Source organism: Spirillospora sp. CA-128828 (assembly GCF_050945415.1).
In the GTDB taxonomy this organism is placed as follows: Bacteria; Actinomycetota; Actinomycetes; order Streptosporangiales; family Streptosporangiaceae; genus Spirillospora.
This window is the reverse complement of sequence record NZ_CP191986.1, coordinates 6,259,415-6,286,083: the sequence shown is the minus strand read 5'-3', so window position 1 is coordinate 6,286,083 and position 26,669 is coordinate 6,259,415. Positions and strand designations below refer to the sequence as shown.

At 73.5% G+C, this 26,669-nt stretch carries 22 protein-coding genes; 8 read left to right on the top strand and 14 right to left on the bottom strand.

The window, feature by feature from the left end; genetic code table 11:
* Positions 1-12: 12 nt before the first annotated feature.
* From ACQPXG_RS30350 to ACQPXG_RS30340, 3 genes are all read right to left on the bottom strand, one after another.
* The gene (locus ACQPXG_RS30350) at positions 13-960 is read right to left on the bottom strand and encodes a DMT family transporter (RefSeq protein ID WP_433462552.1); all 948 of its coding nucleotides are present in this window, start codon (positions 958-960) and stop codon (positions 13-15) included.
* Between the two features lie 129 nt (positions 961-1,089).
* On the bottom strand, positions 1,090-1,857 hold the full coding sequence (locus ACQPXG_RS30345; protein ID WP_433462551.1) for an SDR family NAD(P)-dependent oxidoreductase: 768 nt from the start codon (positions 1,855-1,857) through the stop codon (positions 1,090-1,092).
* A gap of 24 nt (positions 1,858-1,881) precedes the next feature.
* Complete coding sequence (locus tag ACQPXG_RS30340; protein WP_433462550.1) at positions 1,882-3,339, bottom strand: flavin-containing monooxygenase; 1,458 nt, start codon at positions 3,337-3,339, stop codon at positions 1,882-1,884.
* 116 nt (positions 3,340-3,455) lie between these two features.
* On the opposite strand from ACQPXG_RS30340, the gene ACQPXG_RS30335 reads away from it, so the two are divergent.
* The 3 genes from ACQPXG_RS30335 to ACQPXG_RS30325 are packed head-to-tail and all read left to right on the top strand — an operon-like array spanning position 3,456 to position 8,604.
* On the top strand, positions 3,456-5,888 hold the full coding sequence (locus tag ACQPXG_RS30335; RefSeq protein ID WP_433462549.1) for a DUF4132 domain-containing protein: 2,433 nt from the start codon (positions 3,456-3,458) through the stop codon (positions 5,886-5,888).
* Positions 5,885-8,212, top strand: coding sequence for a DUF4132 domain-containing protein (locus tag ACQPXG_RS30330; protein WP_433462548.1), 2,328 nt, complete (start codon positions 5,885-5,887; stop codon positions 8,210-8,212). Before ACQPXG_RS30335 ends, ACQPXG_RS30330 begins: the two co-directional genes overlap by 4 nt.
* Positions 8,212-8,604, top strand: a complete 393-nt coding sequence (locus ACQPXG_RS30325; RefSeq protein ID WP_433462547.1) for a hypothetical protein — start codon at positions 8,212-8,214, stop codon at positions 8,602-8,604. Before ACQPXG_RS30330 ends, ACQPXG_RS30325 begins: the two co-directional genes overlap by 1 nt.
* An 18-nt stretch (positions 8,605-8,622) precedes the next feature.
* Here the strand turns inward: ACQPXG_RS30325 and ACQPXG_RS30320 are convergent, their stop codons facing one another.
* On the bottom strand, positions 8,623-9,288 hold the full coding sequence (locus ACQPXG_RS30320; protein ID WP_433462546.1) for a DNA-binding response regulator: 666 nt from the start codon (positions 9,286-9,288) through the stop codon (positions 8,623-8,625).
* A gap of 76 nt (positions 9,289-9,364) precedes the next feature.
* On the opposite strand from ACQPXG_RS30320, the gene ACQPXG_RS30315 reads away from it, so the two are divergent.
* Entirely contained in the window at positions 9,365-10,219 is an 855-nt protein-coding gene (locus ACQPXG_RS30315; RefSeq protein ID WP_433462545.1) for an aldo/keto reductase, read from the top strand.
* Positions 10,220-10,281: 62 nt separating this feature from the next.
* Positions 10,282-10,839, top strand: coding sequence for a PadR family transcriptional regulator (locus ACQPXG_RS30310; protein ID WP_433462544.1), 558 nt, complete (start codon positions 10,282-10,284; stop codon positions 10,837-10,839).
* A 21-nt stretch (positions 10,840-10,860) separates the two neighbouring features.
* Here ACQPXG_RS30310 and ACQPXG_RS30305 read toward each other — a convergent pair whose 3' ends face one another.
* Positions 10,861-11,847 (bottom strand): diacylglycerol/lipid kinase family protein, encoded by a 987-nt coding sequence (locus ACQPXG_RS30305; RefSeq protein WP_433462543.1) that lies wholly within the window; start codon positions 11,845-11,847, stop codon positions 10,861-10,863.
* Between the two features lie 172 nt (positions 11,848-12,019).
* Here ACQPXG_RS30305 and ACQPXG_RS30300 point away from each other — a divergent pair, with 172 nt between their 5' ends.
* Both ACQPXG_RS30300 and ACQPXG_RS30295 read left to right on the top strand, forming a co-directional pair.
* Positions 12,020-13,015, top strand: a complete 996-nt coding sequence (locus ACQPXG_RS30300) for an alpha/beta hydrolase (RefSeq protein ID WP_433462542.1) — start codon at positions 12,020-12,022, stop codon at positions 13,013-13,015.
* 21 nt (positions 13,016-13,036) lie between these two features.
* Positions 13,037-13,924: an amidohydrolase family protein gene (locus tag ACQPXG_RS30295; RefSeq protein ID WP_433462541.1), complete on the top strand. Its 888-nt coding sequence runs from the start codon at positions 13,037-13,039 to the stop codon at positions 13,922-13,924.
* A gap of 70 nt (positions 13,925-13,994) precedes the next feature.
* Here the strand turns inward: ACQPXG_RS30295 and ACQPXG_RS30290 are convergent, their stop codons facing one another.
* From ACQPXG_RS30290 to ACQPXG_RS30280, 3 genes are all read right to left on the bottom strand, one after another.
* Entirely contained in the window at positions 13,995-15,017 is a 1,023-nt protein-coding gene (locus ACQPXG_RS30290; protein ID WP_433462540.1) for a cation diffusion facilitator family transporter, read from the bottom strand.
* A complete protein-coding gene (locus ACQPXG_RS30285; protein WP_433462539.1) occupies positions 15,014-15,403 on the bottom strand; it encodes an ArsR/SmtB family transcription factor in 390 nt (129 codons plus the stop codon). Before ACQPXG_RS30285 ends, ACQPXG_RS30290 begins: the two co-directional genes overlap by 4 nt.
* A 77-nt stretch (positions 15,404-15,480) precedes the next feature.
* Positions 15,481-16,530 carry a DUF6777 domain-containing protein gene (locus tag ACQPXG_RS30280; RefSeq protein WP_433462538.1) on the bottom strand — a complete coding sequence of 350 codons (1,050 nt, stop codon included), beginning with the start codon at positions 16,528-16,530 and terminating at the stop codon, positions 15,481-15,483.
* Between the two features lie 101 nt (positions 16,531-16,631).
* On the opposite strand from ACQPXG_RS30280, the gene ACQPXG_RS30275 reads away from it, so the two are divergent.
* Positions 16,632-18,131, top strand: coding sequence for a serine/threonine-protein kinase (locus tag ACQPXG_RS30275; RefSeq protein ID WP_433462537.1), 1,500 nt, complete (start codon positions 16,632-16,634; stop codon positions 18,129-18,131).
* On the opposite strand, the gene ACQPXG_RS30270 is transcribed toward ACQPXG_RS30275, so the two are convergent.
* The 6 genes from ACQPXG_RS30270 to ACQPXG_RS30245 all read right to left on the bottom strand — a co-directional run bounded on the left by ACQPXG_RS30270 (position 18,120) and on the right by ACQPXG_RS30245 (position 26,560).
* Positions 18,120-19,286, bottom strand: a complete 1,167-nt coding sequence (locus tag ACQPXG_RS30270; RefSeq protein WP_433470074.1) for a VWA domain-containing protein — start codon at positions 19,284-19,286, stop codon at positions 18,120-18,122. The two genes, ACQPXG_RS30275 and ACQPXG_RS30270, sit on opposite strands and share 12 nt — an antisense overlap.
* Before the next feature lie 283 nt (positions 19,287-19,569).
* Complete coding sequence (locus ACQPXG_RS30265) at positions 19,570-21,864, bottom strand: DUF5682 family protein (protein WP_433462536.1); 2,295 nt, start codon at positions 21,862-21,864, stop codon at positions 19,570-19,572.
* Complete coding sequence (locus ACQPXG_RS30260) at positions 21,861-22,946, bottom strand: ATP-binding protein (RefSeq protein ID WP_433462535.1); 1,086 nt, start codon at positions 22,944-22,946, stop codon at positions 21,861-21,863. Before ACQPXG_RS30260 ends, ACQPXG_RS30265 begins: the two co-directional genes overlap by 4 nt.
* Positions 22,943-24,442 (bottom strand): DUF5691 domain-containing protein, encoded by a 1,500-nt coding sequence (locus ACQPXG_RS30255; protein ID WP_433462534.1) that lies wholly within the window; start codon positions 24,440-24,442, stop codon positions 22,943-22,945. The genes ACQPXG_RS30260 and ACQPXG_RS30255 overlap by 4 nt, the downstream gene beginning before the upstream one ends.
* A 2-nt stretch (positions 24,443-24,444) precedes the next feature.
* Entirely contained in the window at positions 24,445-25,743 is a 1,299-nt protein-coding gene (locus tag ACQPXG_RS30250) for an SWIM zinc finger family protein (protein ID WP_433462533.1), read from the bottom strand.
* 55 nt (positions 25,744-25,798) lie between these two features.
* On the bottom strand, positions 25,799-26,560 hold the full coding sequence (locus ACQPXG_RS30245) for a M50 family metallopeptidase (protein WP_433462532.1): 762 nt from the start codon (positions 26,558-26,560) through the stop codon (positions 25,799-25,801).
* Positions 26,561-26,669 lie beyond the last annotated feature (109 nt).

Genomic DNA, 26,669 nt, shown 5'->3' with positions numbered 1-26,669 from the left:
CAATGTAGGCGATCAAGAGCGAGCGCGCACGCCCTTCCCGGCGGCCGCTTCCGGCGCCGCTCGCGCCGGCCGCTCGTACCGGGGGAACGACACCAGCGCGACCAGCGCGAGCACGAAGCCGCCCGTCCGCAGCGCGAACGGCACGGTGTCCCGCGGCCACTGCTCGTCGAACAGGACGGTGCTGCTGACGAGCAGGTACGTCCGGCCGATGACGGTCAGCACGACCGCGACGATCGCGACCCGGCAGCGCTGCAGCGCCACCTGCAGCTGCGCGAGCGCGAGGGCGGCGAGCACGAACGTCAGGTACGGGTAGGCGGATTCCATCACCGCCCGGATGCTCCCGGTGTCCTCGTAGACGATCGAGATGCCGCGGATCCCGGCCTCGGCCAGCCCGGCGCACGCGCCCGCGCCGATCCCGTAGGCGACCCCGGCGAGCTTGCGGGCGTGCCGGCCGCCCGCGCGGCGGTCGCCGACCAGCCACACCAGCGCCGCGACGACCACCGCCGGGGCGCAGACCGCGGCCATCGTCCACGGCTCGGTCAGCGTGCCGGTGAGCGTGGCGTCGGCGCGCAGCTTTCCCTCGGACGTGGCGGACAGCCCGATCAGCACCGTCGCGAGCACGAACAGCGCGACGCTCGCCCACTCCCGGGCGCTCAGCCGCTCGCCCAGGAACCGCACCGCGAACGCGACGAGGAACACCAGGCTGACGGCGAAGATCGGCTGCGCGACGGCGAGCGAGACGGCGGAGAACGCCACCACCTCGTAGCCGAGGCCGAGGAACAGCAGCAGCCCGCCGACCAGCCACACCGGGTCGGTCATCATGAGCCAGCCGACGCGGAGCGGGCGGCCTCCCCGGAGCGGCTCCATGCGGCGCGCGGAGATCCGGAAGATCAGGAAGGCGACGTAGTAGACGGTGGTCGCGATCAGCGCGAGGGCGGCATAGCCCAGGTCGTGACCCATCGGGTGAGACCTCTCGGCGGACGGGGGCGGGGGGTGGGAGGAGCCGTCGGCGCGCCATCGAAGCGACTCGATCTGCCACCTTGCCCTGTCGCACCGCGCGTGACAAGACCGTGACCCTTGACTAATCGATCACTCGTATTTACGGCCCGTAGTGGACGACAGCCGCGCGACCAGCGAGCGGGGCAGCAGCCGGCCGACGCCGACGGCGACCTTGTACTGCAGCCCGGGGATGCTGACCCGCACGCCCCGGCGCAGGTCGCGCAGGGCGGCGTCGACCACGTCGTCCTTGTCGAGCCACATGAATTCCGGGACGTCCGACATGTCCATCTGGGCGCGCTCGTGGAACTCGGTGCGCACGAAACCGGGGCACAGCGCCATCACTCGGACCCCGCCCCGCGACCGCGCTTCGATGTCGACCGCGACGCCCTGGCTGAAGTTCACCACCCACGCCTTGGACGCTCCGTACGTGCCGCGCGTCGCGAACGCCGCGGCCGACGAGACGTTGACGACGCCGCCTCGTCCGCGCTCCAGCATCCCGGGCAGGACGGCGTGCGTGAGCCGGAGGACGGCCTCGCAGTGCACCTTCAGCATGGTCAGCTCGTCCGATACCGGGACGTCCAGGAACACGCCCTTGTTGCCGAACCCGGCATTGTTGACCAGCAGGTCGACGTCCTCGCGGACGCGGTCCTCCGCCGCCGCCAGGCCCTCCTCGGTGGACAGGTCGGCGGGCAGCGCCTCGGCGTGCACGGCGTACCGTTCGCGCAGTCCGGCGGCGGTCCGCTCCAGCCGCTCGGCGTCCCGGGCCAGCAGGACCAGGTCGAACCCGTCCGAGGCGAGACGGCGGGCGAACGCGGCACCGATCCCCGCGGTGGCGCCGGTGATGAAGGCGGTCGGCATGGCACCGAGCCTAGGCCGCGCCGGCTACCGGGCGGTAGCGTGCCGCGCGCGGAAATGCCGCGGGTCGGGACGGCGGGTCGCGCGGCGGTAGGCGAAGGTGTACCCGGGCCAGTTGTTCACGACCTTGCCGTCAGCCGTCATGTACCAGCTCTTGCAGCCCGCCTCCCAGACGGTCGCCCGCATCCGCTCCCGCATCTCGCGGGTGAACGCGTCCTGGACGTCCGGCTTCACGTCGATCCAGTCGAGCCCGGCGTCGCGCAGCGCCCGCACGCAGCCGGCGACGTACCGGAACTGCGACTCCAGCATGTAGATGATCGAGTTGTGCCCGAGGTTGGTGTACGGCCCGTAGAGCAGGAACAGGTTCGGGAAGCCGCTGACCGTGATGCCGAGATGCGCCTGCGCGCCGTCCCGCCACGCCTCGTTCAGCTCGCGCCCGCCCCGCCCGGCGATCTTCATGGGGGAGAGGAACTCGGTGGATCGGAACCCGGTCGCGTAGACGATGGCGTCCACCTCGTACGCGCGGTCCGCGGTGGCGATCCCGGTCGCCGTGATCCGCTCGATCGGGTCGGTCACGAGGTCCACGTTCGGCCTGTTCAGCGCCGGATAGTAGTCGCCGGACAGCAGGATCCGCTTGCATCCCATCCGGTAGCCGGGGACGAGGTCGGCGCGCAGCCCGGGATCGCCGACCTGCTCCGCCAGGTGCCGGTGGAAGCCGCGCTCCAGGAGACCCATCAGCCTCGGGTACCTGATGAAGCCGAGGGCCCGCGCCTCGAACGTCGTGTAGATCCGGGCGCGGCTCAGCTCGTACGCTCCGGGCACGGCCCTCAGGACGGCCCGCTCCCATGCCCGGTAGGGCCGGTCCGGCTTGTCGATCACGTACGGCGCGGACCGCTGGAACAGCCGCAGCTCCGCCGCCTCCTTCGCGATCTCCGGGACGATCTGGATCGCGCTCGCCCCCGTTCCGATCACCGCGACGCGTTTGCCGCGCAGGTCGGTGCCGTGGTCCCAGCGGGACGAGTGGAACGCGGGCCCGGCGAACGACTCGCGTCCCTCGATCGGCGGCAGCTCGGGCCGGTTGAGCTGCCCGCACGCCGAGATCAGCACCCGGGCGTCCAGCTCGCCGGCCGTCGTGGAGACCCGCCACAGCGCCGCGTCCTCGTCGAACCGCGCCTCGGTGACCTCGGTGCCGAATCGAATCCTGTCGAGCACGCCGTGCTTGCGGGCGCAGTGCCGCAGGTATTCGAGGATCTCCGGCTGCGGCGGGAAGCGGCGCGACCAGTCCGTCTTGCGCTCGAACGAGAACGAATACAGGTGGGACGGCACGTCGCAGGCCGCACCCGGATAGGTGTTGTCCCGCCAGGTTCCGCCGAGGTCCGCGGCCTTCTCCAGGATCACCACGTCGTGGACGCCGGCCTCCCGCAGCCGGATCGCCATCCCGATCCCGCCGAACCCGCTTCCGATGATCACCACGCTGTGTGCCATGGGCCGTCCCGAATGTCATTCTGCAGCGGTACCACCCGAGCGTAGGTGACCATGAGGTCACTGAACAGATGCCGGGATCGGCGGCTTTTGTCGGTCGCTCCTGCCAGCATCCCGCCATGGTCTACGACACCCTGGTCGCCGAGGCGCGCAAGAACGACGGCCTGGACGACGTCCGCCTCGCCGCCCTCGACCGGGCCCGCCCGCTCTTCGAGCACATCGGCGGGCGCCTCCCGACCGGAACCGAGATCCGCCTGAATCTGGAAGGGCGCCCGGACGGTGACGGCAGGGCCGCAGCCGTCTTCTGCCTCATGCTGATCGTGGGCTTCGGCGACTACGGCTACTGGGAGTACCGCGGAACGCTGCTGAGACTGGTGTCGAAGACCGACGGCTGGACACCGGACGAGGTCGCGGTCATGCTGCAGTGCGCCATCGATCTCCGGGGGAGCGAGGACCGGCTCGCCGACGTGCTGGAGGCCGCGCTGGCCGCCGCGCAGCGGCTCGACGCCGGCGGCCTCCGCGAGGTCGGACCCCGGCTCCGGCGCGCCGACCGGAGGTTCGCGCGGGCGGACGTCCCGATCGGGCTGCGCGCCCCCGTCGACAGGCGGCTGCGGTCATTGCTGGCGAGCATGGACGAGACGTACATCTCCCATGGGCTGCTGCCCGTGCGCGAGCCCTGGGTCGCGGCGCTGCGCGACCGCCTGGGGACGGCGCCCACGCTGGAGCTGGCCCGGTTCGTCCGGCATCTGGCCGGTCTGTCCGCACCGCGTCCCTCACAGAAGTGGCGCCGGGAATGCCTCTCTCTGGCCGACGCCGCGTCCGGGCGCGACGCCGTGGCCGAATGCCTGCGCGCGCTCGCGGAGGACGAGCTGCTGGACACCGGCGAACACGGCCCGCACGCCGACTGGGTGAGCGGCGGCCACGACTACCGGTACCTCGTCCACCAGAACCACGGGGACGTCGCGCGCGGCATCGTCTGGGCGGCGGCCCTGACCGGCGGCGCGGAGACCACGTCCCGGCTCTCGGCGCTCGCCCTGCGCGCGGGCGCACCCGGCCGCGACCTCTACGAGGACCTGAAGCTCGCGGGAGCGGCGATCAACGCGCTCGGCGCGATCGAGGACCCGGACGCGCTCGCCGCGCTGTGGGGACTGCGCGCGAAGATCAAGAACCGGGCCCTGCGCAAGCAGCTCGACACCGCGCTCCAGGCCGCCGCCGAACGGCAGGGCATCACGCGCGCGCAGCTCATCGAGCGCACCGTCCCCGCCCATGGCCTGCGGCCGGGCGGCGCGCTGGAGCGGACGCTGGGCGAGCACACGGCACGGGTCGCGGTCGAGGACGCGGCGACCGTCCGGCTCACCTTCGCCGACGCCGGCGGCCGCGCTTCTCGGACGGCCCCGGCCGCGGTCAAGGACGGTTTCCCGGACGAGTTGAAGGGGCTGAAGACCGTCGCCAAGGAGGTCCGGGGAACGCTGTCGAGCGAGCGGGCCCGCGTCGAGGGCATGATGTCGGAAGACCGCGTCTGGCCCTACCGCGAATGGTGCGAGCACTACCGCGACCACCCGATCACCGGCGTCGTCGTCCGCGGCCTCATCTGGGAGTTCCAGGACGAGGACGGTGTGTGGCGCGCCTCCTTGGAGAGCACGGGCGACCCCGTGCGGGTGCGGCTCTGGCACCCCATCCGGGCGACGCCCGGCGAAGTCCGGGCCTGGCGGGAGCGTGTGGTCGACGAGCAGATCCGGCAGCCGTTCAAGCAGGCGTTCCGCGAGATCTACCTGCTCACTCCGGCCGAGGAGGAGACGCGCACCTACTCCAACCGGTTCGCCGCGCACATCGTCCACTACCGGCGGCTGTACGCGCTGTTCAAGGAGCGCGGCTGGCAGGCCAACTTCCTCGGCCGCTACGACGGCGGCTACAACGGCGAGGCGCGCGGCGAGTTCGGCGGCGGCGAGTGGCGGGCGTGCTTCTACCACGACCCGGCCGACGACGCCGACTGGGCACCGGAGCACGCCGCGACCGACCAGGTCCGGTTCGAGCGCAGGCAGGGACGCGGATGGCGGGAGGCGCTCGTCGCGGACGTCCCGCCCGCCGTCTTCAGTGAGGCGATGCGGGACGTGGACCTCTTCGTCGGCGTCACCTCGATCGCCGCCGACCCGGACTGGGCCGACCGGGGCGAGGACAGGTACGCCGCCTACTGGCGTGAGGCGACGTTCGGGGCGCTGACCGCGACCGCCGAGGTCCGCCGCGCCGCGCTGGAGCGCATCCTGCCGCGCACGAAGATCGCGGGCCGCTGCTCGATCGACGGCCGCTACCTGGTCGTCCGCGGCGAACTGCGCACCTACAAGATCCACCTCGGGTCGTCCAACATCCTGATGGAGCCGAACGACTCCTACCTGTGCATCGTGCAGGCGAGAGGAGGCGGCCGGGGCACTCCGTACCTTCCCTTCGAGGACGAGAGGCTCTCGCTCATCCTCAGCAAGGCGTTCCTGCTCGCGGCCGACCATAAGATCACCGACGAGACGATTCTGGGACAGATCAAGAGGGGTGCCCGATGAACCTGGCCGCACGGCTGCTGCGCGCCATGACGGACCCCGCGCCGGAGGACGAGGAGTTCCGCACCTGGTATCCCGGCCTGTCGGAACTCTCCGACCAGGACCTCGGCGACCTCCTGCCCGCCGCGTACGCGGTCGGCGCCAAGGCGGCGTACGTGTCGACCTCCGTCCGGTTCAGGGTGGAGGACGAGGGCAAGAACAGGCAGCCGCGCTACACGCCGGAGGCGTGCGAGCGGATGTTCGAGGCGCTCGTCGGCGGGCTGGACCAACGGGAGTGGGCGGACCTCGACCTCGGAGCGGGCGCGCTCCTGCGCTGCACCGGCCCGTGGCCGGACGTCGCGCGGCCGGCCCGCACGCTGGTCGAGTTCCTCCTGGGCGGGAAACGCGACGAGCAGCGACTCGCCCTCCTCGCGATCAGCGGGCTCGCGGGCGAGGACGTCATGCACGTCACGGCGGAACGACTTCGCCAGAAGGTGACGGGGCCCGTCGCGCTCGACGAACTCGACGTCATCCTGCGTCTCGCCCCGGCGGAGCGTGTGCTGCTGACGGAACTGGGCCGTAACCGGTCCTACAACTCCCCGCCGCCCCTCCCGGAGTTGTGGGATCGCGTCGCCGGCATCCCCGCCTATGCCGAGTTCGCCCGCCGGGCCCTGGAGACGGCCGCGGACCGTGTTCGGGCCGTTCAGCGCGGAGAGATCCCCTACCGGGCCGACAGGACGTTCGCCTCCGACGAGGTCGAGACCCTCGGCCGTGCCGTGCGCCTTGTCCTGCGGAACGACGAGCCGTGGCTCCCCGGCTTCTTCGACCGGTTCCTCCCCGACATCTCGGTGGCCCCGACCGAGGCGAAGACGCTGCCGTCGCAGGCGCTGCTGTACGAGCTCGTCCGGGCCGCGCAGGAGTTCCCCACGCCCGAACTGGTCACCGCGATCCGGACCGTACGCGGGAGCGTCCGCCACGCCGGGGTGCCCAAGCAACTCGACAAGATGCTCAAGAAGGTCGAGACGGCCCTCGCCGAGCGGACCGACGTCGCCCTGCGCCTCCCTGATCTCGGCTTCGGCCCGGACGGCGTCCTCCACCGGGAACTCGGCGGCTACACGGCCGTCGTCACCGTCACCGACAAGGCCGAGCTGACCTTCGAGAAGGACGGCAAGGCGCTGAAAGGCGTCCCCGTGCCCGTCCGCCGCGACCACAAGGACGCGGTCAAGGAACTGCGCGACCTCGTGAAACGGGTCTCCGCCCAGCTGGTCACCCTCGCGCGGGCGCTGGAGGGCGGCTTCACCGTCGACGCCGCCCACCCGTTCGGCCGCTGGCGGGACACGCTCCTCCGCCACCCGATCGCCGGGCCCACGGTGCGCACGCTGATCTGGCGGATCGAGGTCGCGCCCGGCGACCAGCGGGCCGTCCTCCCGGCGACCGGCGAACTCCCGGACGCCGCCGACGACGCGGCCGTCCGCCTGTGGCACCCGATCGGGTCCGGGCCGGACGAGATACGCGCGTGGCGCGACCTGCTCGTCGACCGCGGGATCCGGCAGCCGTTCAAGCAGGCGTTCCGCGAGATCTACCTCCTCACGCCCGCCGAGGAGGAGACCGGGACGTACTCCAACCGGTTCGCCGCGCACCTCGTCCACTACCGGAGGATGTTCGCGCTGTTCCGGGCCCGCGGCTGGACGAGCGGCCTCCTCGGCCCGTGGGACGGCGGCGGCGCGGACGAAGCGGTCCGCACGCTCGCGGCGGGGGAGTGGCGGGTCAGGTTCTCGCACGTGCTGGCCGACTGGCAGGGCGATCACGAGATCGCCGGGACGAACCGGGTCATGTTCGACCGCCGCGAGGAGGGTGCCTGGCGGGAGGCACCGCTCGACGCCGTCCCGCCGCTGGTGCTGAGCGAGGCGATGCGGGACGTGGACCTGTTCGTGGGCGTCACGTCCATCGCCGCCGACCCCATGTGGGAGGACGGTGAGGCGCACGAGTACTGGGTGCGCGAGTGGTACGCCGACCTCGGCGAATCCACGAAGACCCGGGTGGACGCCCTGGAGCGCGTCCTGCCCCGCACGAAGATCGCCGGCCGCTGCTCGATCGACGGCCGGCACGTGATCGTCCGGGGGCGGCTGCGCACCTACAAGATCCACCTCGGCTCGGCCAACATCGTCATGGAGCCGGACGACACGTTCCTCTGCATCGTCCCGGAGCGCCGCAAGGCCGGGGCGAAGGTGTTCCTGCCCTTCGAGGACGAGCGGCTCTCCCTCATCCTCAGCAAGGCCTTCCTCCTCGCCGCCGACGACGAGATCGACGACGAGTCCATCCTGGCGCAGATCAAGCGAGGTGACTGATGCCGGCCGTGAACTTCCGGGACGAGACGGCGACGGGAAAGCCCGTCGCCGAGTTCGAGGTGGCCGGGCTGCCGGACCGGATGACCGTCCGTGAGCTGATCAGGCTCCGGGTCCGCGAGGAGGTCGCCCGGCACAACGCGCGCCCGTCCGACCGGTTCAACGGCCTGGTCCGCCCGGACGACGCCGAGACGGAGCTGAACGGCTACCGGCTTCGTGAGGCCCGCCGCATCGACTGGGAGCGGCAGGCCGAGATCGCCGAGCGCGCCTTTCTCGGCAACGGATTCTTCGTGCTCGCCGCCGACCGCCAGGTGGAGGACCTCGACGAGGAGATCGACCTCACCGCCGGCCCCGACCTGGTCTTCGTCAAGCTGGTCCCGCTGGTCGGCGGCTGACCGGCGTCCGGCGGACGGCTATCCGATCAGGCCGAGCTCGTGGGCGCGCAGGCCCGCCTGGAAGCGGGAGCCGGCGTCCAGCAGGGTGAGGATCTCCGCGACGCGGCGCCGGTAGGTGCGCAGTGACATGCCGAGCTGCCGCGCCGCCGCCTCGTCCTTCAGCCCGCCGGCGAGCAGCCGGAGGATGCGGCGGCTCTCCTCGGTCAGCGCGGGCGGCCGGTCACGCCGGTAGTCGGCGAGTTCGATCGCCGTCTCCCAGGTCGCCCAGAACAGCGACACGACTCCCTTCACGACGCTCGGCGACCGGACGACGGTGTACTCGCGGATGCCGGCCTCGGGCGGCCCGGCCAGGATCGCCACCCGGCGGTCCACGATGATCGTCTCGTGGGGGAGCGGCGTGGCGCAGATCCGCACCCGCGTTCCGGCCCTCGCCATCTCCACCAGGTGCCGCTCGGACTCCTCGTCCGCGAGCGCCGCCGGGTTGTGCAGCTTGCAGGAGAGCGGCCGCGGCCGGATCCTGCGCCGCTCGGCGACCAGCCGTTCCCGGAACCCCGGCAGCGCCCACGTGTTCAGGTCCGTCGCGGCGCAGGCGAACTCCTCCCGCGCGAGGAACAGCCGGCCGGCGCGCTCGACCAGCTCGGCCTCGCCGCGCAGCACGACATTCCGGTCCATATCGACAGTCATCAGGATTCAGTCTGCCACGCTGGCAGCAAGCTGCCAGCCGCTCGTGCCGGACGGGTCCGCGCAGCACAGTGGAGCCATGACACAGCATTTCGATCTCGGCGGCGACCTGCGGATCTCCCGGATGGGCTTCGGCGCGATGCGGCTGCCCGCGAGCACCCGGGGCGGCCCCGCCAACGACCGCGGCACCGGCCTGAAGATCCTGCGCAGGGCCGTCGAACTGGGCGTGGACCACATCGACACCGCCGCGTTCTACCACCACCCGGACGGCCAGGCGGCGAACGAGCTGATCCGCGCGGCGCTCGCCCCCTACCCGCCAGGCCTGGTCGTCGCCACGAAGGTCGGCCCGTACCGGGGACCGGGCGACCCGTACCCGTCCGGGCAGCTCCCGGCGTCCGGGCTGCGCGCCGAGGTGGAACGGAACCTGGCCGAGCTGGGCCTCGACCGCCTCGACCTCGTCTACCTGCGGCCCGGTGGCCTGGAGACGCCGCAGGACGAGCCGATCGGCGAGCGCTTCGAAGTGCTCGCCGGACTGCGCGAGGAGGGCCTGATCCGGCACCTCGGGCTGAGCCACGTGAGCCCGGCGCAGCTCCACGAGGCGCGGAGGATCGCACCGGTCGCGGCCGTCCAGAACCGGTTCGACGTGACGCAGCCGCAGGACACCGCGCTCCTGGAGACGTGCGAGCGCGAGCACATCGCCTACGCGCCCTACTTCCCGCTCGGCGGGTTCGGCATCCCGGACGACGCCCGCGTCAACGCGATCGCCGCCCGGCACGGCGCGACCGTCCCGCAGGTGCTCCTCGCGGGCCTGCTCGCGCTCTCGCCCGTGATGCTCGCGATCCCCGGCACCGGCTCCCCGGACCACCTGGAGGAGAACGTCGCGGCCGCGGACCTGGCCCTCGCTCCGGAGGACCTCGCCGCCCTGAAGCGCTGAGGATGGCGCGCGGCGCCGGCCGGAGCCCTTACCCTGAACAGGTTTGCGATCAGGGGGAGCGGATGTCGACGACGCGGCTGCTGGTGCTCGGCGGGGTGCGGCGGTTCGGGCGGGCGCACGGTTACGAGGTCCGCCGCGAGCTGATCTCGTGGGGATCGGACGAATGGGCCCACGTGAACCCCGGCTCGATCTACCACGCCCTCAGGCAGCTGGCCAAGGAGGGCCTGCTGCGCGCCCACGAGGTGGAGGAGAGCGAGGCGGGGCCGCCGCACACCGACTACGAGATCACCGAGGCCGGCCGGGCCGAGTTCCTGCGGCTGCTGCGCTGCGCCCTCGCCACGGTCGACGTCCGGCATCCGGAGATGCTGACGGCCGGCCTCGGTTTCCTCACCGAGCTGCCGCGCGCCGAGGCGGTCGGGCTGCTCCGCGAGCGGCTGGACGGCCTGGCCGGCTGGCGCGCGTCCGTCGCCCCGCACCTGGACGAGCAGGACCCGGCCGACCACCTGCGCGAGCTGCTCGGCTGGTGGGTCCACTCCGCCGACTCCGCCGCCGTCTGGACGCGCGGCCTCATCGAGCGGCTGGAGTCCGGCGCCTACACCATGGCCGACGACCGCGCGTGACCGGCGGCCGCGGCCGGCGGGTCACGTGTCGAGGAACGTCCGCGGGACGATCACCCGCAGCGCGTTGCCGCGCAGCTTGATCGACACCGGGGTGCGGCCGCGGATCTCACCGTCCACGTCGACCCGCATCGGCGGGTCGGTCTCGATCTCGACCTGGGCGGTGGTGAGGAACGCGTCCTCCTCCAGCGACCGCCACTGGCCGGTGAGGACGTGCCGGGCCGTGGCCGACGCCAGCCGCAGCCGCCGCTCGTCGCCCAGCCGGTAGACGGCCAGCAGCCGGTCGTCCGGGCTGGCGTCGCGGGCGATGCGCTGCCCGCTGTGGTGCGCGCCGTTGGCGATGTTCAGCTGGTGCGTGGCGAGCTCGCGCGTCACACCGTCGATCTTGACGCGGGCGGTGAACGCCTCGTGCCGGGGCAGCAGCCGCGCGGCCGTGAGCGCGTAGGCGGGACGCCCGACGAACTTCTTGAGCGTGTGCGGGACGTGCTCGGCGACCTGGACCGACAGGCCGAGGCTCACCATGTTCGCGAAGATGTGCTCCCGGTCGGTGCCCGGGCCCTCGCCCTGCGGGTCGCCGGTCGACTCGAACCAGCCGACGTCCACGTCCGCGACCTTCCCGGCGCCCGGCCGGCCGAGGGCGAGGGTCTCGATCGCGCCCGGCAGGTCCAGCGGCAGCTCCAGGCTCCGGGCGAAGTTGTTGGTGGTGCCGAGCGGCAGCACGCCGAGCGCGATGTCCCGGTGCGCGAGGTGCCCGACCGCCTCGGCGACCGTGCCGTCCCCGCCGCCGACCACCACCAGGTCGGGCTCCAGCGCGAGGACGTCGGCGAACAGCTCCCGCAGCCGGGACGGGTCGGTGACCGGGAAGACGTGCGGGAATTCGAGACCGGCCTCGCGCAGCAGCCGGCGGGCGGTGCCGTAGAGCCGGCGGCCCCGCCGCGAGCGGGAGTTGACCACCAGCACCGCGCGGCCGCCGGCCGCGATCGCCGATTCCAGCTCCGCCTTGCTCCGCATCTGGACGCTCCGCATCTCGACCGGTCGCCCCCTTCATCCGCGTCACCCTACAAGGAACGTGGACCGGAACCTCCGGCCCGACATTTTATAAACCGATTACACAGCGTTGAAACACGGCTGTCAGCGGGAATCCTTACCCACAGGCGCACATCTGAATGACCGGGGCGGGAACATGCGGCTGCGGGGCTTGGCGGGAGCGGGATTCATCGTGATGGTCGCCGGGTTGACCGCGTCCATCGCGGCGGGCGGTACGGCCCCGCCCGGCGCCCCCTCCGACGACGGCGCGACCGTGGTCGGCGAGCGCCGCCCGCGCCGCCGCGTCCTCGACCTCGCCATCGGCTCCCCCGTCCTGGACGCCGTCGCGCACGCCCGCCTCCTGCTGCCCCGCGGCTGGTCACGGGACGCCTCCCGCACCTGGCCGGTGCTCTGGCTCCTGCACGGGGCCGGCGCCGGCCGGGACGGCCACACCGCGTGGAGCGACCACAGCGACATCGAGGAACTGACCGAGGACGCCGATGTGATCGTCGTCATGCCGGACGGCGGCCCGTGCGGCAATTACACCGACTGGTGGAATCGCGGCGCGGGCGGCACGCCGAAGTGGGAGACCTTTCATCTCGCCGAACTCCGGCAGATCCTGGAACGCGGATACCGCGCCGGGCCGGACCGCGCCGTCGCCGGATACGCGATGGGCGGGCTCGGCGCGCTGGCGTACGCGGCCAGGCACCGCGGCCTTTTCCGGGCGGCGGCCTCGTTCAGCGGTCCCGTCCACACGCTGCACCGCGACCCGTCCGGGCTCGACGTCGCCGACCTCGTCGAGCTATGCGTCGCGATCGGCGCGCCGTCCCTGGACTGGACGGACGTGTGGGGCGACCCCGACGAGCAGCGGGTCGTGTGGCGGCAGCACAACCCGTACGACCTCGCGGGCCGGCTCGCCGGCGTCCGCGTGCACGTGAGCGCCGGCGACGGCACCCAGGGCCCGTACGACCCGGGCGCCGGTCCCGACGTCCTGGAGGCCCTCGCCCACACCGTCTCCCAGGAGTTCGCCGAGAAGCTGCGCAAACTCGGCATCCCGGTCTCGACGCACTTCTACCGGGGCACCCACACGTGGCCCTACTGGCGGCGCGAGCTCCGCGCGGTGCTGCCCGCCCTGCTGGCGGAGATCACCTGACGTCCGGCTAGGGTCGGGGGGGTGACCGAACCCCATTCTGATTCAGCCGTCCCCGCGTTCTGGCGGGCCCTCGGGCTGCCCGGCATCATCGACGTGCACGTCCACTTCATGCCGCCGCGGCTGATGAGCGCGGTCTGGGGGTACTTCGACGAGGCCGGCCCGCTGATCGGCACCGAGTGGCCCATCCGGTACCGGGACTCGGAGGAGGAACGGCTCGCCTTCCTGCGCGGCCTCGGCGTCCGCGCGTTCACCTCGCTCGCCTACCCGCACCGGCCCGGCATGGCCGAGTCGCTGAACGAGTGGACCGCCCAGTTCGCCGCCCGCGTCCCCGAATGCCTCCAGACCGCGACGTTCTACCCCGAGCCCGGTGTGGAGGACTACGTGCGCCGCGCCCTGGACACCGGTGCCCGCGTGTTCAAGGTCCACCTCCAGGTCGGCGGCTTCGACCCGCGCGCCAAGGAGCTCGACGCGGTGTGGGGGATGCTCGCCGACGCCGGGGTGCCCGCCATCGTGCACGCCGGTTCGGGCCCGGTCGCCAACGGCTACACCGGCCCCGGCCCCTTCGGGGAGGTCCTCGCCCGCCACCCGCGCCTGACGGCGATCGTCGCGCACCTCGGCGCGCCCGAGTTCGACGGCTTCTTCGCCCTCGCCGACGAGTACGACCGCGTCCACCTCGACACGACGATGGTCTTCACCCGCTTCGCCTCGCTCGCCGGGTTCCCGGACGCGCTCCTGCCCCGCCTGCGCGACCTCGGCCTGGACGGGCGCATCCTGCTCGGCACCGACTTCCCCAACATCCCCTACGAGTACGCGCACCAGCTGGAGTCGCTGGCCGCGCTCGACCTGGGCGACGACTGGATGCGCTCCGTCTGCTGGCACGGCCCCGCCGCCCTCTTCGACCTCACCTGAGCGACCGCCCGCCGGTGCCGGTGACCGGGTGGCGGCCTGCGTACCGGCGGCGGTGTGACCGCGAGCGGCGTCAGTGGTCACACGGCGCGCTGCCCGCGTGCCGGTGCGGTTCGCCGGCCTCCGCCACATGGCGGGGGCCGTGCGGGTCGTCGCAGTGGCCGTGCCCGCCGCCGTCCGGCTCGTCCAGGTGGTCGACCTCCAGCGTCGTGTGCGTGATCCCGTACGAGTCGCGCAGCAGTTCCTGCAGGTCGCGGCGGACGGCGTGGCAGTCGCCCTGGGTGTCGACGAGCACGTGCGCCGACAGCGCCGGGTAGCCGGAGCTGACCTCCCAGACGTGCAGGTCGTGGACTTCCTCCACGCAGGGGCGCCCGGCGAGCCGGGTGCCGAGCTCGGACGGGTCGATGCCGGCGGGCGCGGCCTCCATGAGCACCCGGCCCGCGTCCCGCAGCAGCCGGTATCCGGCCTTGAGCATCAGCGCGGCCACCAGCAGCGAGGCGATCGCGTCGGCGCGGGTGAAGCCGGTCGTCCACACGACCAGGCCCGCGATGGCGGTCGAGATGAACGCGAACAGGTCGTTGAGGATGTGCTGGAACGCGCCCTCGACGTTCAGGCTGCGCCGGTCGGCCCGGCTGATCAGCACGGTCGCCGCGATGTTGACGGCGATGCCCGCGACGGCCGTCCAGAAGACGAACTGGCCCTCGACGGAGGGCGGCTCGACCAGCCGCCGGACGCCCTCGTACACGAAGTAGACCGAGAGCAGGATCAGTGTCAGCCCGTTGAGCTGCGCGGACAGGATCTCGGCGCGGCGCAGGCCGAAGGTGAATCCGCCCTTCGGCGGGCGCGCGGCGATGCGCATCGCGACCAGCGCCAGCACGATCGCGAACGCGTCCGTCATCATGTGCGCGGCATCGGTGATCAGCGCGAGCGAGCCGGCGACGAAGCCGATGGCCACCTCGCCCGACATGTAGGCGAGGATCAGCACCAGTGCGGCGGTGAGGAGCCGCCGGTCGGCGCCCGCCGAGACGGCGTGCCCGTGCCCATGGCCATGCCCGTGCCCGCTGTCGTGCCGTCCGGACGCGTGCTCCCCGATCATGTGCCCTCCTCCCCGTGCCCGACGTGGGTGAGGGCGAGATCGAGCAGCAACCGGACGTGCGAGTCGTCCAGCCGGTAGTAGGCCATCCGGCCGGCCCGGCGGACCCGGACGACGCGGTTGGCGCGCAGCAGGCGCAGCGCGTGCGAGACCGCCGACTCCGAGTGCCCGCAGGACGCGGCGATGTCGCACACGCACATCTCCCCGCCTTCGAGCAGCGCGATGATCACCCGCAGCCGGCCGGGGTCGGACAGCAGCCCGAACACCTGCGCCAGCTCGGTGATCGTCTCGGCGTCCGGCAGGGACGCGGCGACGACGGCGACCTTCTCGGCGTCGACCACGCGGACGGCGCACGCGTCGGCGGGAACAACGTCTGAAGTACTGCTCATATGAGCAAATATATCGCACCCCGGGTCGGACGACCGCCCGGGGCCGGGCGAACGCTCAGGTCAGGAGACCGCTCAGGTCAGGAGACCACAGGGGCGGGCTCCTCCGACGGCGGGAGCGAGATCGGGCTCTGCGGCCCGTCCCCGGGCGGCACCATCCCGCCCGTTCCCGTACCCGGCTCCTGCGGGGTCACGCCCGGTGATTCCGGGGAGATCCCGGGACCGGGCGTCTCCGTTCCGGGCGACTCGGTGCCCGGTGATTCCGTTCCGGGCGACTCGGTGCCCGGCGACTGCGGGCCCGGCGATTCGGTGCCGGGAGACTCCAGGCCGGAGTCGGACGGCGCGGGGGACTCGCCGGTCGGGACCTCCGTCTCCGCCGGCGGCAGCGCGACCGGCGGGCCGTCCGCCGGTCCCGCGGTGGCGCGGGGCCGCTCGAACCCCATCGTCGCCTCCGGGTCGACGAGGACGAAGGTGACGATCGTGCCCTTCCGGGAATCCCGCGGGCGGATCCGAGTCACATTCCGTTTCTCGAATCCCGGCCAGGATCGGCCATCGTAGGACGCGTTCCGAGTGGAGATCTTTTTTTCCGGAGGGGTCAGGGGATTGCCGCAATTGCACTTCACGGTGGGCACCCCGTAGCCATTGATCAGAACGCCCATTCCGGCCTGCAGGACGGCGGGGCCGCTCGTCGCCTTCCCGTTCGAGTAGCCGTGGTTGGTGACGAGCGTGTCGGTGCGCAGCAGCACCGGGGTCAGCCGGGACACATACCTCGGGATGTCGCTCGCCGGGATGCCCTGCGCGCCCGCCCAGGCGCGCGCCTTGTCGGGGTTGGCTTGCAGGAACGCCACGAGTTTCTGCCGGTCGCAGGTCGACGCCTGCCGCGTCCCGCCGTACAGGCCGGGAGAGTCGCCGACCTTCGTGCCGCCGGCCCGCGGCCGGTCCTTCACGCCCGTCTTGTCGGTGTTCGACACCAGCGTGTAAGGGTCGGGGCCCGGCGAGCCCACGGTCAGCCGCGTGATGGTCGCGCCCGCGTCGCTGCAGCCGGACAGCATGCCCGCCGCCGCCACGAGTGCCGCGGCGGACGCGGTGAGCGCCCTGTGCCGGGCAATTGCCGAAAAGATCTCAATCATGCGTCGTCTCCCCGCTCCGGGCCGGCCGAACCTATACTCTTTGATGCCGGACAGAGTGGATTTGTGCCCGGTGAAGGCCCTATTTCTCACGGGGGGTACGAATGGTGAGCCCGGTTCCCCTCACCGCGGCCGACCCCACCCGCCTCGGCGGCTGGCAACTGCTGGGCCGGATCGGCGCCGGCGGCCAGGGCGTGGTCTACCTCGGCCGGCCGGCCGAACCGGGCGCCGAACCGCCCCGTGTCGCGATCAAGCTCCTGCACGTCCAGCTCCTGCGCGACGCCGGCGCGCGGGAACGGTTCGTCCGCGAGCTGGCCCTGCTCCAGCGCGTCGCCGGGTTCTGCACCGCGCAGATGCTCGCCGCCGACATGGCGGACGACCGTCCCTACATCGTCAGCGAGTACGTGCCGGGGCCGTCGCTGCGCGCCCTCGTCCAGGACGAGGGGCCGCGTACCGGAGCCGACCTCGACCGCCTGGCGATCAGCTCGGTGACGGCGCTGTCGGCGATCCACCGCGCGAACGTCGTGCACCGCGACTTCAAGCCGCAGAACGTGCTGATGGGCCCGGACGGGCCGCGCGTGATCGACTTCGGCGTCGCCCGCGCGTTCGACGCGGGAGCCTCGCTGACCAGCCAGGTCGTCGGCACCCCCGCGTACATGGCGCCCGAGCAGTTCTCCGGCCACGTCGAGCCGACCACCGACATGTTCGCCTGGGCGAGCACCCTGCTGTTCGCCGCCACCGGCCGGGACCCGTTCGCCGGCGGCCCGCCTCCCACCGTGATGTACCGGATCATGAACGAGAAACCCGACCTCCGCGTCCTGCCGGAGCCGCTCGCGGAGGTCGCCGACGCCTGCCTCGCCCAGGACCCGAAGGCACGCCCCGCCTCGGAGGACGTCCTCCTGTGGCTGCTCGGCCAGCGTGAGCGGCTCCCGGACCTGGACATCGCGCCCAAGGACCTCTCGGCTCCGACGGCCGCCGCCCCGACGGCCTCCTCCGCAGCGCCCTCCGCCCAGACGGACCCCGCCCCGTGGCCCGAGCAGTGGACCACGGGGGAGAGCAGCCCGCCCGGCGACTCCGGGCCCGCCACGGCGGGGCCGGGGACGGTCACCTACACCGCCGGTTCGGGGCAGGCGCCGTGGGCCGCGGGCGAAGCCGTGGACGGAACCGCGGACGAGACCGCGGGCAGGGCCGCGGAGAGGGCCGCGGCCCCGCCTCCGTGGAGGTACCGCGGGCTGCGGCGCGGCCCGGCCGTGGTGATCGGCCTCCTCCTCGCGGGCTTCCTCGCCGCCCTGGACGTCGCCGCCCTGGCGATCCTGATCGCCCGGCCGTCCCTCTCCGAGGGGCATGGCGGCGCCCTGCTGCCCGTGGTGGCCTCCTCGTTCGCCGTCGTGGCGGTGGTCACGCTCGTGGCGGTGATCCTCGCGTGGCGCGGCAGCCGTAAGGCCGCGGGGACGGTGATGGCCGCGCGCGTGGCCCGGGTCGCGATGTGGGCGGCGTGGGGCGCGCTCGTCGAGATCCAGGTGTCCGCGCTCGTGGGGCACGCGCTCCTGACCGCGCTCGTCGTGGTGCTGCTGGCCCGCGGCCTGGCCAGGTCACCCGTCTGACGCGGTGCGCTCGGACCACTCCTTCAGGTCGCGGCGCTCGATCGCGGCGGCCATCAGCCCGGGGAACGCGTCCGGCGTGCACGCGAACGCCGGCACGCCCATCGCGGCCAGCGCCGCCGCGTTCTCGTGGTCGTAGGCGGGCGCTCCCTCGTCCGACAGCGCGAGCGGCACCACGACCTGGACGCCCGCCGCCGTCAGCGCCGCGACCCGCTGGAGCATCTCGTCCCGGATCCCGCCCTCGTACAGGTCGCTGATCAGCACGAGGATCGTGTCGGCCGGCCGCGCCACGAGCCCCTGGCAGTAGGCGATGGCCCGGTTGATGTCGGTGCCGCCGCCGAGCTGGGTGCCGAACAGCACCTCGACCGGATCGTGCAGCTGGTCGGTCAGGTCCACCACGCCGGTGTCGAACACCACGAGGGACGTCCGCAGCGACCGCATCGACGCGAGCACGGCCCCGAACACGCTCGCGTACACGACCGACGCCGCCATCGACCCGCTCTGGTCGATCGCGAGCACCACGTCCCGCTTGACGGCCTGGCGGCGCCGCCCGTACCCGATCAGCCGTTCCGGGACGAGCGTCCCGTGCTCGGGCAGGTAGTGCCGCAGGTTCGCGCGGATCGTCCGCTCCCAGTCCACGTCGGCGAGCCGCCTCGGCCGCAGCACCCGCGCGGACCGGTCGAGCGCCCCGCCGACGGCCGACCGCGTCTTCTGCGCCAGCCGCCGCTCCAGATCTCGGACGACCTTGCGCACCACCGCCCGCGCCGACTCCCTGGCCTTGTCGGGCATCACCCGGTTGAGCGACAGGAGCGTCCCGACCAGGTGGACGTCCGGTTCGACGGCCTCCAGCATCTCGGGCTCCAGCAGCAGCCGGGTGAGGTCGAGCCGCTCGATCGCGTCCTTCTGCATCACCTGCACGACACTGGAGGGGAAGTACGTGCGGATGTCGCCGAGCCATCGCGCCACCGACGGCGCCGAATCCCCGAGCCCGGCGCTGCGCCGCCCCGGGCGGGAGCGCCCCTCGTCCCCGCCGGCCCCGTAGAGCTTCTCCAGCGCCCCGTCCATCCGTGCGTCGTCCCCGGCGAGCGTCACCCCGGTCCCGTCGGCGCGTTCGCCTCCGAGCACCAGCCGCCACCGCCGCAGCCGGTCCTCGGCCATGCCTTCGTCGCTCACGCCCGCACCTTCCGTCCGCGTCCGGGGCTCGGCTCGACACGCCGATCACTGGTCGTGTCTCCTCGCACCTCGTGGAGATCATGAACTCGCCGTCGCATGGCCGGGTGCCGTCCAGGCGGGCATCCGTCCTGCCGTGCGGCCGGGGGCCAGGTGGGGGCGCAGGACCAGGTCGTCGGCCCGTGGTTCTCGGTGCTGCCGGGGCGGACGGGCGGCGAGCGATGCCCGGGTCGGCCGGACAGGTCCGGGGTGCGGGTTCTCGACCGCATGGTCATGAGTGCGTCCAGCCGAGAATGCGCAGGGCCGTGTTCGCGGCCGGCGCCGCGCGATGTTCGTCCACGTCGTCCTCGTGTGCGGGAGATGTGCCGGCCGCGGGCCTGTCACGCCGGCGGAGCCGCTCGCCTATGGTGCGGCGTTCGGCGGCGGGGAAGGCGCCGAAGGTGCGGCGCAGGAGGGGGAGAACGTCGGTGAACGAGCCGGCGGGCAGGCCGGAGATCCACTCGTCGACGAGCCGCAGGAGGGCCTCGTCGTGCATGAGGAGGAGGCCGCCTCCGGACAGGAACCCCTCGACCCACGCGGCGGCGCGGTCGGGTGCGGCGCCGGCCGAGACGGCGCGCGCCATCCGGTCGGGGACGTCGTCCAGGCGCCCGGCGTCGAGGAGGAGGCGGGTGAGACGGCCCTCGATGAGGCCGTGCAGGCTGTCCGGGCGGGAGAGGAGGCCCTCCAGGGTGCGGCGCCAGCGTTCGATGTGGCCCTCGTCGGCGAGGAGGGACAGGGCGCCGTGGACGGCGTCGACGTGGCCGAGGAACTCGCGGGCGGCGTCGTCGTCCAGGCCCGTGATCGCGGGCGGGAGGCCGACGCAGACCCGCACCACGAGGCCGTCGGCGACGGTGCGGAGCGGGCCGGTGGAGGTCGCGCGGACGTCGCCGTAGCGCAGCGCGCGGACGATGGCGGGCATCGCCGACATCAGGTGCGCGACGTCGGTGTCGACGGCGGCCCGGTCGGCGAGGGCCCCCATGACGGTGGGGAGCGCGTCGCCGAGGTCGGCGAGGAGGCAGCGCTCGGCGACGGACGTCAGGTCGGCGAGGGTGGCGGCGTCCCTGGCCAGCGCCTCGGCGCGGGCCGTGGTCGCGCCGCGGACGGTGGTGCCCCACGCGCCCGCCTCGATCAGCTCGACGTCGAACTCGGGACGCCAGACCAGCGTCCAGGTCTCGCGGAACGTGCCCTTGGAGCGGCTCTCGGCCGGCACGCCCCAGTGGACGTCCAGCAGCCGGAGGCGGTGCAGCAGGCGGCTGCGCTCCAGGTCGGTGGGTTTGCGCAGGTCGAGGTCCTGCTCCTTGCCGAGCGCGGACGGCTTGAGCCGCAGCCGCCGCTGCTCTGCCTGCAGGTCGCGCTGGAGCGGCACCATCGGGGTCCGCTCCGGGACGGCGCCGAGCCGTTCGCCGACCACCATGCGGTTCTGGATCAGCTCGACCGGCAGATCGGCGCCCTCGCAGAGGACGGCCCGGGTCGCCTCGGTGACCTCGTCCAGCCCGGCGAGGGGGCGCCCGCGCAGCGCGGCCAGGGTCTCGGCGAGGCGGACGGCCTCGATCACGTGCGCGGAGGAGACGTGCAGGTCCTCCTGGCGCAGGACGCGGGCGGCGGCGGTGAGCCAGCGCTCGATCGGGCGGTCGCGGGCCGTGAACAGGTGGTGGTACCAGCCGGGGGAGCGCACGCCGGCGCCGTAGCCGGAGCGTCCGGCGAGCCGGCCGTGCGTCCACGGCACCCAGGTCATGGCGACCTTGGTCTTCGCCAGGCCGCGCAGCGCCCGGTCGTCGCGCGTCGCCGGGACCTTGGCCCGCAGGGCCGGGACGTGCCAGGCGCCGCAGACCACCGCGACCCGCTCGTGGCCCTCCTTCAGGGTGCGGCGCAGTGTCCGGCGCATGTGGGCCTCGCGCTGCTCCTCGCGGCGCAGGTGGCCGGGCGGCAGGCCGGCGGACGCGGCCTCGTCCGGCAGTGCGGCCAGCTGGGCCCGCAGTTCCGCCATGGCCTCCGCGATCGCCGGGAACGGCGAGGGGCCGCCGCCGCGGTGCTCGACCACGTCGTCCCACCAGCGTTCGGCGTCGTCGTACCCGGCCGCCTTCGCCAGCCAGCCCAGCGGGTCGAGCCGGATGCCCTCCGCGGCCGGCTCCGCCGCGGCGGGCCCGTCCGGCCCGGGCTCCGGCTCACCGGGCGTGGCCTCGTCGGCGTCCGGGACGAGCTGGTTCGCGGCCGGCAGGTCGCAGAACCGGACGGGGACTCCGGCGGACAGCGCGTACCGGATCGCCTGCCATTCCGGGCTGAACTCGGCGAACGGCCAGAACGCGGCCCTGCGGTCGCCCTCGCCGGGCCCGGGGGCGGGGGAGTAGGCGAGCAGCGCGACCGGCGGGACCATCCCCTCGTCACCGGCCAGCTCCACGATCGCGTCCGCCTCGGGCGGCCCCTCGACGAGCACCGCGTCCGGTTTGAAGTCCTCCAGGGCGCCGCGCAGCGCGCGGGCCGACCCCGGCCCGTGGTGCCGGACGCCGAAGACTTCGACCTGGCTCAAGAGACCTCCCGGCAGGCGCGGTAGAAGTCGCGCCACTCCGGACGGTCCCGGACGACCGCCTCCAGGTACTCCTGCCAGACCACCCGGTCGGACACGGGGTCCTGGACGACGGCGCCGACGATCCCGCCCGCGACGTCGGCGGCGCGCAGCACCCCGTCGCCGAAGTGCGCGGCCAGCGCCAGCCCGCTGGTGATCACCGAGATGGCCTCGGCGGTGCTGAGCGTCCCGCTGGGCGACTTCAGCTTGGTGCGCCCGTCGGCCGTGGCCCCGGACCGCAGCTCGCGGAACACCGTGACCACGCGCCGGATCTCCTCCAGGCCCGCCGGGGTCTCGGGCAGCTCCAGCCCCGCGCCGATCTGGTCGACGCGGCGGGCGACGATGCCGACCTCGTCCTCCACGCTCTCCGGCAGCGGCAGCACGACCGTGTTGAAGCGGCGGCGCAGCGCGCTGGACAGCTCGTTCACGCCCCGGTCGCGGTCGTTGGCCGTCGCGATGACCGTGAAGCCCTTGCGCGCCTGCACCTCGGTGTTCAGCTCGGGCACCGGCAGCGTCTTCTCCGACAGGACGGTGATCAGGGTGTCCTGGACGTCGGACGGCATCCGGGTCAGCTCCTCGATGCGGGCGACCTGGCCGCGCCGCATCGCCCGCATGAGCGGGCTCTCCACCAGCGCCCGCTCCGACGGGCCCTCGGCCAGCAGCCGCGCGTAGTTCCACCCGTAGCGGATCGCCTCCTCCGCCGTGCCCGCCGTCCCCTGCACCAGCAGCGTCGAGTCGCCGCTGATCGCGGCGGCGAGATGCTCCGACACCCAGGTCTTCGCCGTCCCGGGGACGCCGAGCAGCAGCAGCGCCCGGTCGGTCGCCAGCGTCGCCACCGCGACCTCCATCAGCCGCCGCGGCCCCACGTACTTCGGGCCGATCGCGGTGCCGTCGGGCAGTTCCCCGCCGAGCAGGTAGGTGGTGACGGCCCACGGCGACAGCCGCCAGCCGGGCGGCCGCGGCCGGTCGTCGTGCTCGGCCAGCCGCGCCAGCTCGCCGGCGTGGTCCTGCTCGGCGTGCGGCCGCAGGACGGCGTCGTCTGTCACGTGAGCTCCTTCAGCATCTCGTCGCGGAACCGCAGGGTCGCGATCAGGTCGGTGACGGCGCGCGGGGCCGCCGGTTCCAGCTCCTCCAGGCGGGCCGCGGCGGCGGGGTCGAGCCGCTGGTCGGCGAGCCGGCACAGCTGCGTGACCAGGTGCTCGTCGCGCCGCGTGGGACGCTCGGCGGACGCGGTGAGCGTCCCGGCCACCGCCGACGCGAGCGGCCCCGTCCACGGCCCGGGGACCCGTTCGAGGACCCGCAGCAGATCGGGCCGCCCCTCCACCCAGCGGATCAGGCCGGCCGCGGCCGGGTCGCGCTCGTCCTCGGGCAGGACGGACAGCAGGTCGGCGAGCGCCTCCGGCTCGTCCACCATCACGCCGCCCTTGAGCAGCGCCCGGGCCCATCCGCCGTCGCGCTGGCCGAGTGCGGCCCGGGCCCATCCGATGTGGACGTCCCGCCCGTCCGCCTCCGAGACCGGGAGGCAGACGATCTCCATCGGAGGCAGCCCGAACAGCTCCGTCCAGGTGGACAGCGGGGTGCGGGCGAGGATCTCCCGCAGCCACGCGGCCCGCGTCCCGACCGGAGCGCCCCCGCCGCGCGGCGCGAACGATCCCACCGGATGGAACGGGACGCCGTCACGCGCCATGTCCTCGTCATGGGCCTGCGGCGGATCCACCTGGATCCAGGTCTGCTTCCGGCCCCGCTCCGTCCGGGCCTGCGGGGTCAGGCAGGCCCGGGCGCGCGCCGCCATCCGCTCTCCGTACGCGGACCCGGGCAGGCGGGCAAGCAGGTCGGACGCGAGCTGCCGGACGTCCTTGCCCCTGTCCTCCAAGGCGTCCTCAAGGAACTCCTCGTCGTCCAGCGACAGCCCGTGCTCGAACGTGGCGAGGAACGCCGCGCGATCGGGGGCGGGCTCCTTCGCCCACGTCGCGCGCAGCAGTTCTCGCGCGCGCTCCGGCTCGGACCCGCGGAGCCTGGTCAGATAGGCCACACGCCGGTTGCGCGTCCCGGTCTCCCACACTTCGGCGCCGCCGCCGGGGTCGTCCCCCGAGCCCACCAGATACGCCCAGTCGGTGTTCTGCAGGGCCAGCCAGACGCCTCGCCTCCCGGCCGCCCGCGCGATCGACGGCCGCAGCACCCGATCGCTGCGCCCCCGCTCCAGCAGGTCCGGAAGGGCCTGGGCGGGCACGCGGAAGCCATGCGCCGCCGCCGCGTCCAGCCATTCGGGCAGCACCCGGATCTGCTCCCCGGCCAGGATCCGCCGCAGCCGCACGGCCGCCGCCTCCGGCACCACCGGGACGTCCTCCACCGGGGCGAGCGCGACCGGCTCGGCCGTGACCGGCGCCGGCACGCGCCCGGCCCGCCGCCGGACGGCCAGCAGCGCCGCCTGGTCGAGCAGCCGTCCCGCCCTGTCGCCGTTCCCGGCGGGGGCCGCGGGCAGGACGGGCGGGTCACGGCGCTCGGTGCCGAGGAGGGCGGCGGTGACGTGCTCGCTCCACACGATCACAGGATCACCGTCCCTTCGTCCTCGTGCCAGGCCGCCAGCGGGCGAAGGCCACGCGGGCTCCACTCCCCGGCCAGGGTGACGGGCCCGCCGCCCGACAGGGCGAGCAGCCGCCACGGGTCGCCCATCCGCAGGGGCAGCGCGTCCCCGGCTTCGTCGGCCACGTAAAGGTCGCCTCCTTCGGCGCGCGCCAGCCGGACGTTCTCCAGCGTCGCGGGCCAGCGGTCCAGCCAGGGATCACGCGCCAGGGCCGCCGCCTGCTCGTCCAGAAATCCCTGGACGGACGTCCCGGCGGGCGCGCTCGCCACAGCCGCCCCATGCCGGTCGGCGACCAGCGCCCGCAACGGCTGCGACCCCGGATAGAAGGCCAGCCCGGCGTCGACTTCCGTACCCACGACCAGCGACGCGTCCAGGGATGTGCCCGGTGCGGCGAACGACAACACGAGAGCGGGACGCCCCGTCCGCCGCCCGCGAAGCCACACCCGCCGCGTGGTCAGCAGATCCTGCGCGGTGTCGTGCGACCCCGTCACACACCACCGGTCCTGGACGCGCTCCCCTCCGCTCAGGACCTCCTCCTGGGGGACGGTGAACCCGACCCGCGACCGGACGGTCTCACGCAACCCCTCGGGCAGTTCGTCCCGTCGCCGGTGGGCCTGGACGAGCAGCCGCAGCAGCGCGTACTCCTCCAGCAGGCGGTCGGGCCAGCCCGGGCGGCGCGGGATCGCGGCGAGCCCCCTGACCTGCCCGGCGAGGGCGCCCGCCTGCGCGTCGACCAGCCGCCGCGCCGCGTCGTCCCACAACCGGTAGGGTGCCTTCTCCGCCTGGGCGAGCCCGTGCGCGACCTGGTCGCGGAGCCACTGGTCGAGTTCGGCGAGCCCGTCGTCGACCCGCCGCTCCCGCCGCTCGGCCGTCTTCGGATCGCGCCCTCTGGCCGCCGACGCGACCCTGCGGTCCGCCGCCTTCTCGGCGCGCTCCCGCCGCTCCTCGATCCACTCGGCGGCCCACCCCGGCCGCGTCCCGGCCTCGATCACGCCGTCCGCCCACAGGAGCAGCAGCCCGAGCGCGTGCTTGCACGGGAACTTCCGGCTCGGACACGTACACCGGAACGCGGGCCCGGTCAGATCGGCGCACGCCCGGTAAACGGACGCGCCGCTGCCCTGGCACTCGCCCCAGACGGCCTCGTCATCGCACCCCGTCCGCCCCCACTTGGCGGGCTTGGCGACACCGCCCGCCGCCTTGGCGCCCGCAGCATCCGGCGCAAGCCCGGCCACCTGCTCCCGAGACCACCGATCCCTCACACCACCGAAACTATCGGTGCCCTCGGACAATCGGCGGCCCCGTCACCGGGCTTCGTCAGCCGGTTCCACCGAAGCCGGGTGGGGTGGGGAGGTCGGGGAGGGAGACGTCGGGGACGAGGAGCGCGCCGCCGGTCAGCAGGGCGAGCAGGGCGGTGGCGGCGAACAGGCCCACCCAGGCGAGGCCGGGCACTCCGGTGAGGTGGGCGAGCTGGTCGGCGTCGGAGCTCGGCGCCATGTGGCGGGAGCGCATCCGCTGCAGCTCGATCACGGGCCGGGTGGCGGCGAGCAGCAGGAACCAGGCGGCCAGGTAGGCGAACGCGGCCTGCACCGTGGCGCTGCCCAGCCACGACACCCCGAAGACGATCGCGCCCGTGGCGACCACCGAGAGCGCGCCGTAGGCGTTGCGGATCATGATGAGCATCGCCGCGAGCAGCGCCAGCGAGAACCACAGCATCAGCGTGATGCGGCCGTCCGCGAGGAGGAGCGCGAAGAACAGCCCGAGCAGCGGTGGAGTGAGGTAGCCGGCCATCGCCGTGAGGATCATGCCGAGGCCGTGCGGCTTGCCGCGCGACACGGTCACGCCCGACGTGTCGGAGTGCAGCTTGATGCCGTCCAGCTTGCGGCCGGTGACGAGGGCGATGAGCGCGTGCCCGCCCTCGTGCGCGATCGTCACGGTGTTGCGCGCGAGGCGCCACGTCGGGCCGTGGATCACCGCGGCGAGCGCCACGAGACCGACGAAGCCCACCAGCCACCACGGCGGATCCGGCTGTGTTCCCGTCACCCGGTTCCACAGGTCGGCGATGCTCACGTTTTCCACGTCCACCTCGGAGTCGTCGTCGCGATGCCCAACAGTAGGACGTCGGGGATAACGTTCGCGTTCGGTTCGCCTCGGTCGTTGTCCGGCGCGGGCGGAGAATGTGATCCAT

Bases quoted from the DNA above. Each gene is read 5' to 3' on its own strand.
- ACQPXG_RS30350 (WP_433462552.1), bottom strand. From the start codon at position 960: ATGGGTCACGACCTGGGCTATGCCGCCCTCGCGCTGATCGCGACCACC.
- ACQPXG_RS30345 (WP_433462551.1), bottom strand. From the start codon at position 1,857: ATGCCGACCGCCTTCATCACCGGCGCCACCGCGGGGATCGGTGCCGCG.
- ACQPXG_RS30340 (WP_433462550.1), bottom strand. From the start codon at position 3,339: ATGGCACACAGCGTGGTGATCATCGGAAGCGGGTTCGGCGGGATCGGG.
- ACQPXG_RS30335 (WP_433462549.1), top strand. From the start codon at position 3,456: ATGGTCTACGACACCCTGGTCGCCGAGGCGCGCAAGAACGACGGCCTG.
- ACQPXG_RS30330 (WP_433462548.1), top strand. From the start codon at position 5,885: ATGAACCTGGCCGCACGGCTGCTGCGCGCCATGACGGACCCCGCGCCG.
- ACQPXG_RS30325 (WP_433462547.1), top strand. From the start codon at position 8,212: ATGCCGGCCGTGAACTTCCGGGACGAGACGGCGACGGGAAAGCCCGTC.
- ACQPXG_RS30320 (WP_433462546.1), bottom strand. From the start codon at position 9,288: ATGACTGTCGATATGGACCGGAATGTCGTGCTGCGCGGCGAGGCCGAG.
- ACQPXG_RS30315 (WP_433462545.1), top strand. From the start codon at position 9,365: ATGACACAGCATTTCGATCTCGGCGGCGACCTGCGGATCTCCCGGATG.
- ACQPXG_RS30310 (WP_433462544.1), top strand. From the start codon at position 10,282: ATGTCGACGACGCGGCTGCTGGTGCTCGGCGGGGTGCGGCGGTTCGGG.
- ACQPXG_RS30305 (WP_433462543.1), bottom strand. From the start codon at position 11,847: ATGCGGAGCAAGGCGGAGCTGGAATCGGCGATCGCGGCCGGCGGCCGC.
- ACQPXG_RS30300 (WP_433462542.1), top strand. From the start codon at position 12,020: ATGCGGCTGCGGGGCTTGGCGGGAGCGGGATTCATCGTGATGGTCGCC.
- ACQPXG_RS30290 (WP_433462540.1), bottom strand. From the start codon at position 15,017: ATGATCGGGGAGCACGCGTCCGGACGGCACGACAGCGGGCACGGGCAT.
- ACQPXG_RS30285 (WP_433462539.1), bottom strand. From the start codon at position 15,403: ATGAGCAGTACTTCAGACGTTGTTCCCGCCGACGCGTGCGCCGTCCGC.
- ACQPXG_RS30280 (WP_433462538.1), bottom strand. From the start codon at position 16,530: ATGATTGAGATCTTTTCGGCAATTGCCCGGCACAGGGCGCTCACCGCG.
- ACQPXG_RS30275 (WP_433462537.1), top strand. From the start codon at position 16,632: ATGGTGAGCCCGGTTCCCCTCACCGCGGCCGACCCCACCCGCCTCGGC.
- ACQPXG_RS30270 (WP_433470074.1), bottom strand. From the start codon at position 19,286: ATGGCCGAGGACCGGCTGCGGCGGTGGCGGCTGGTGCTCGGAGGCGAA.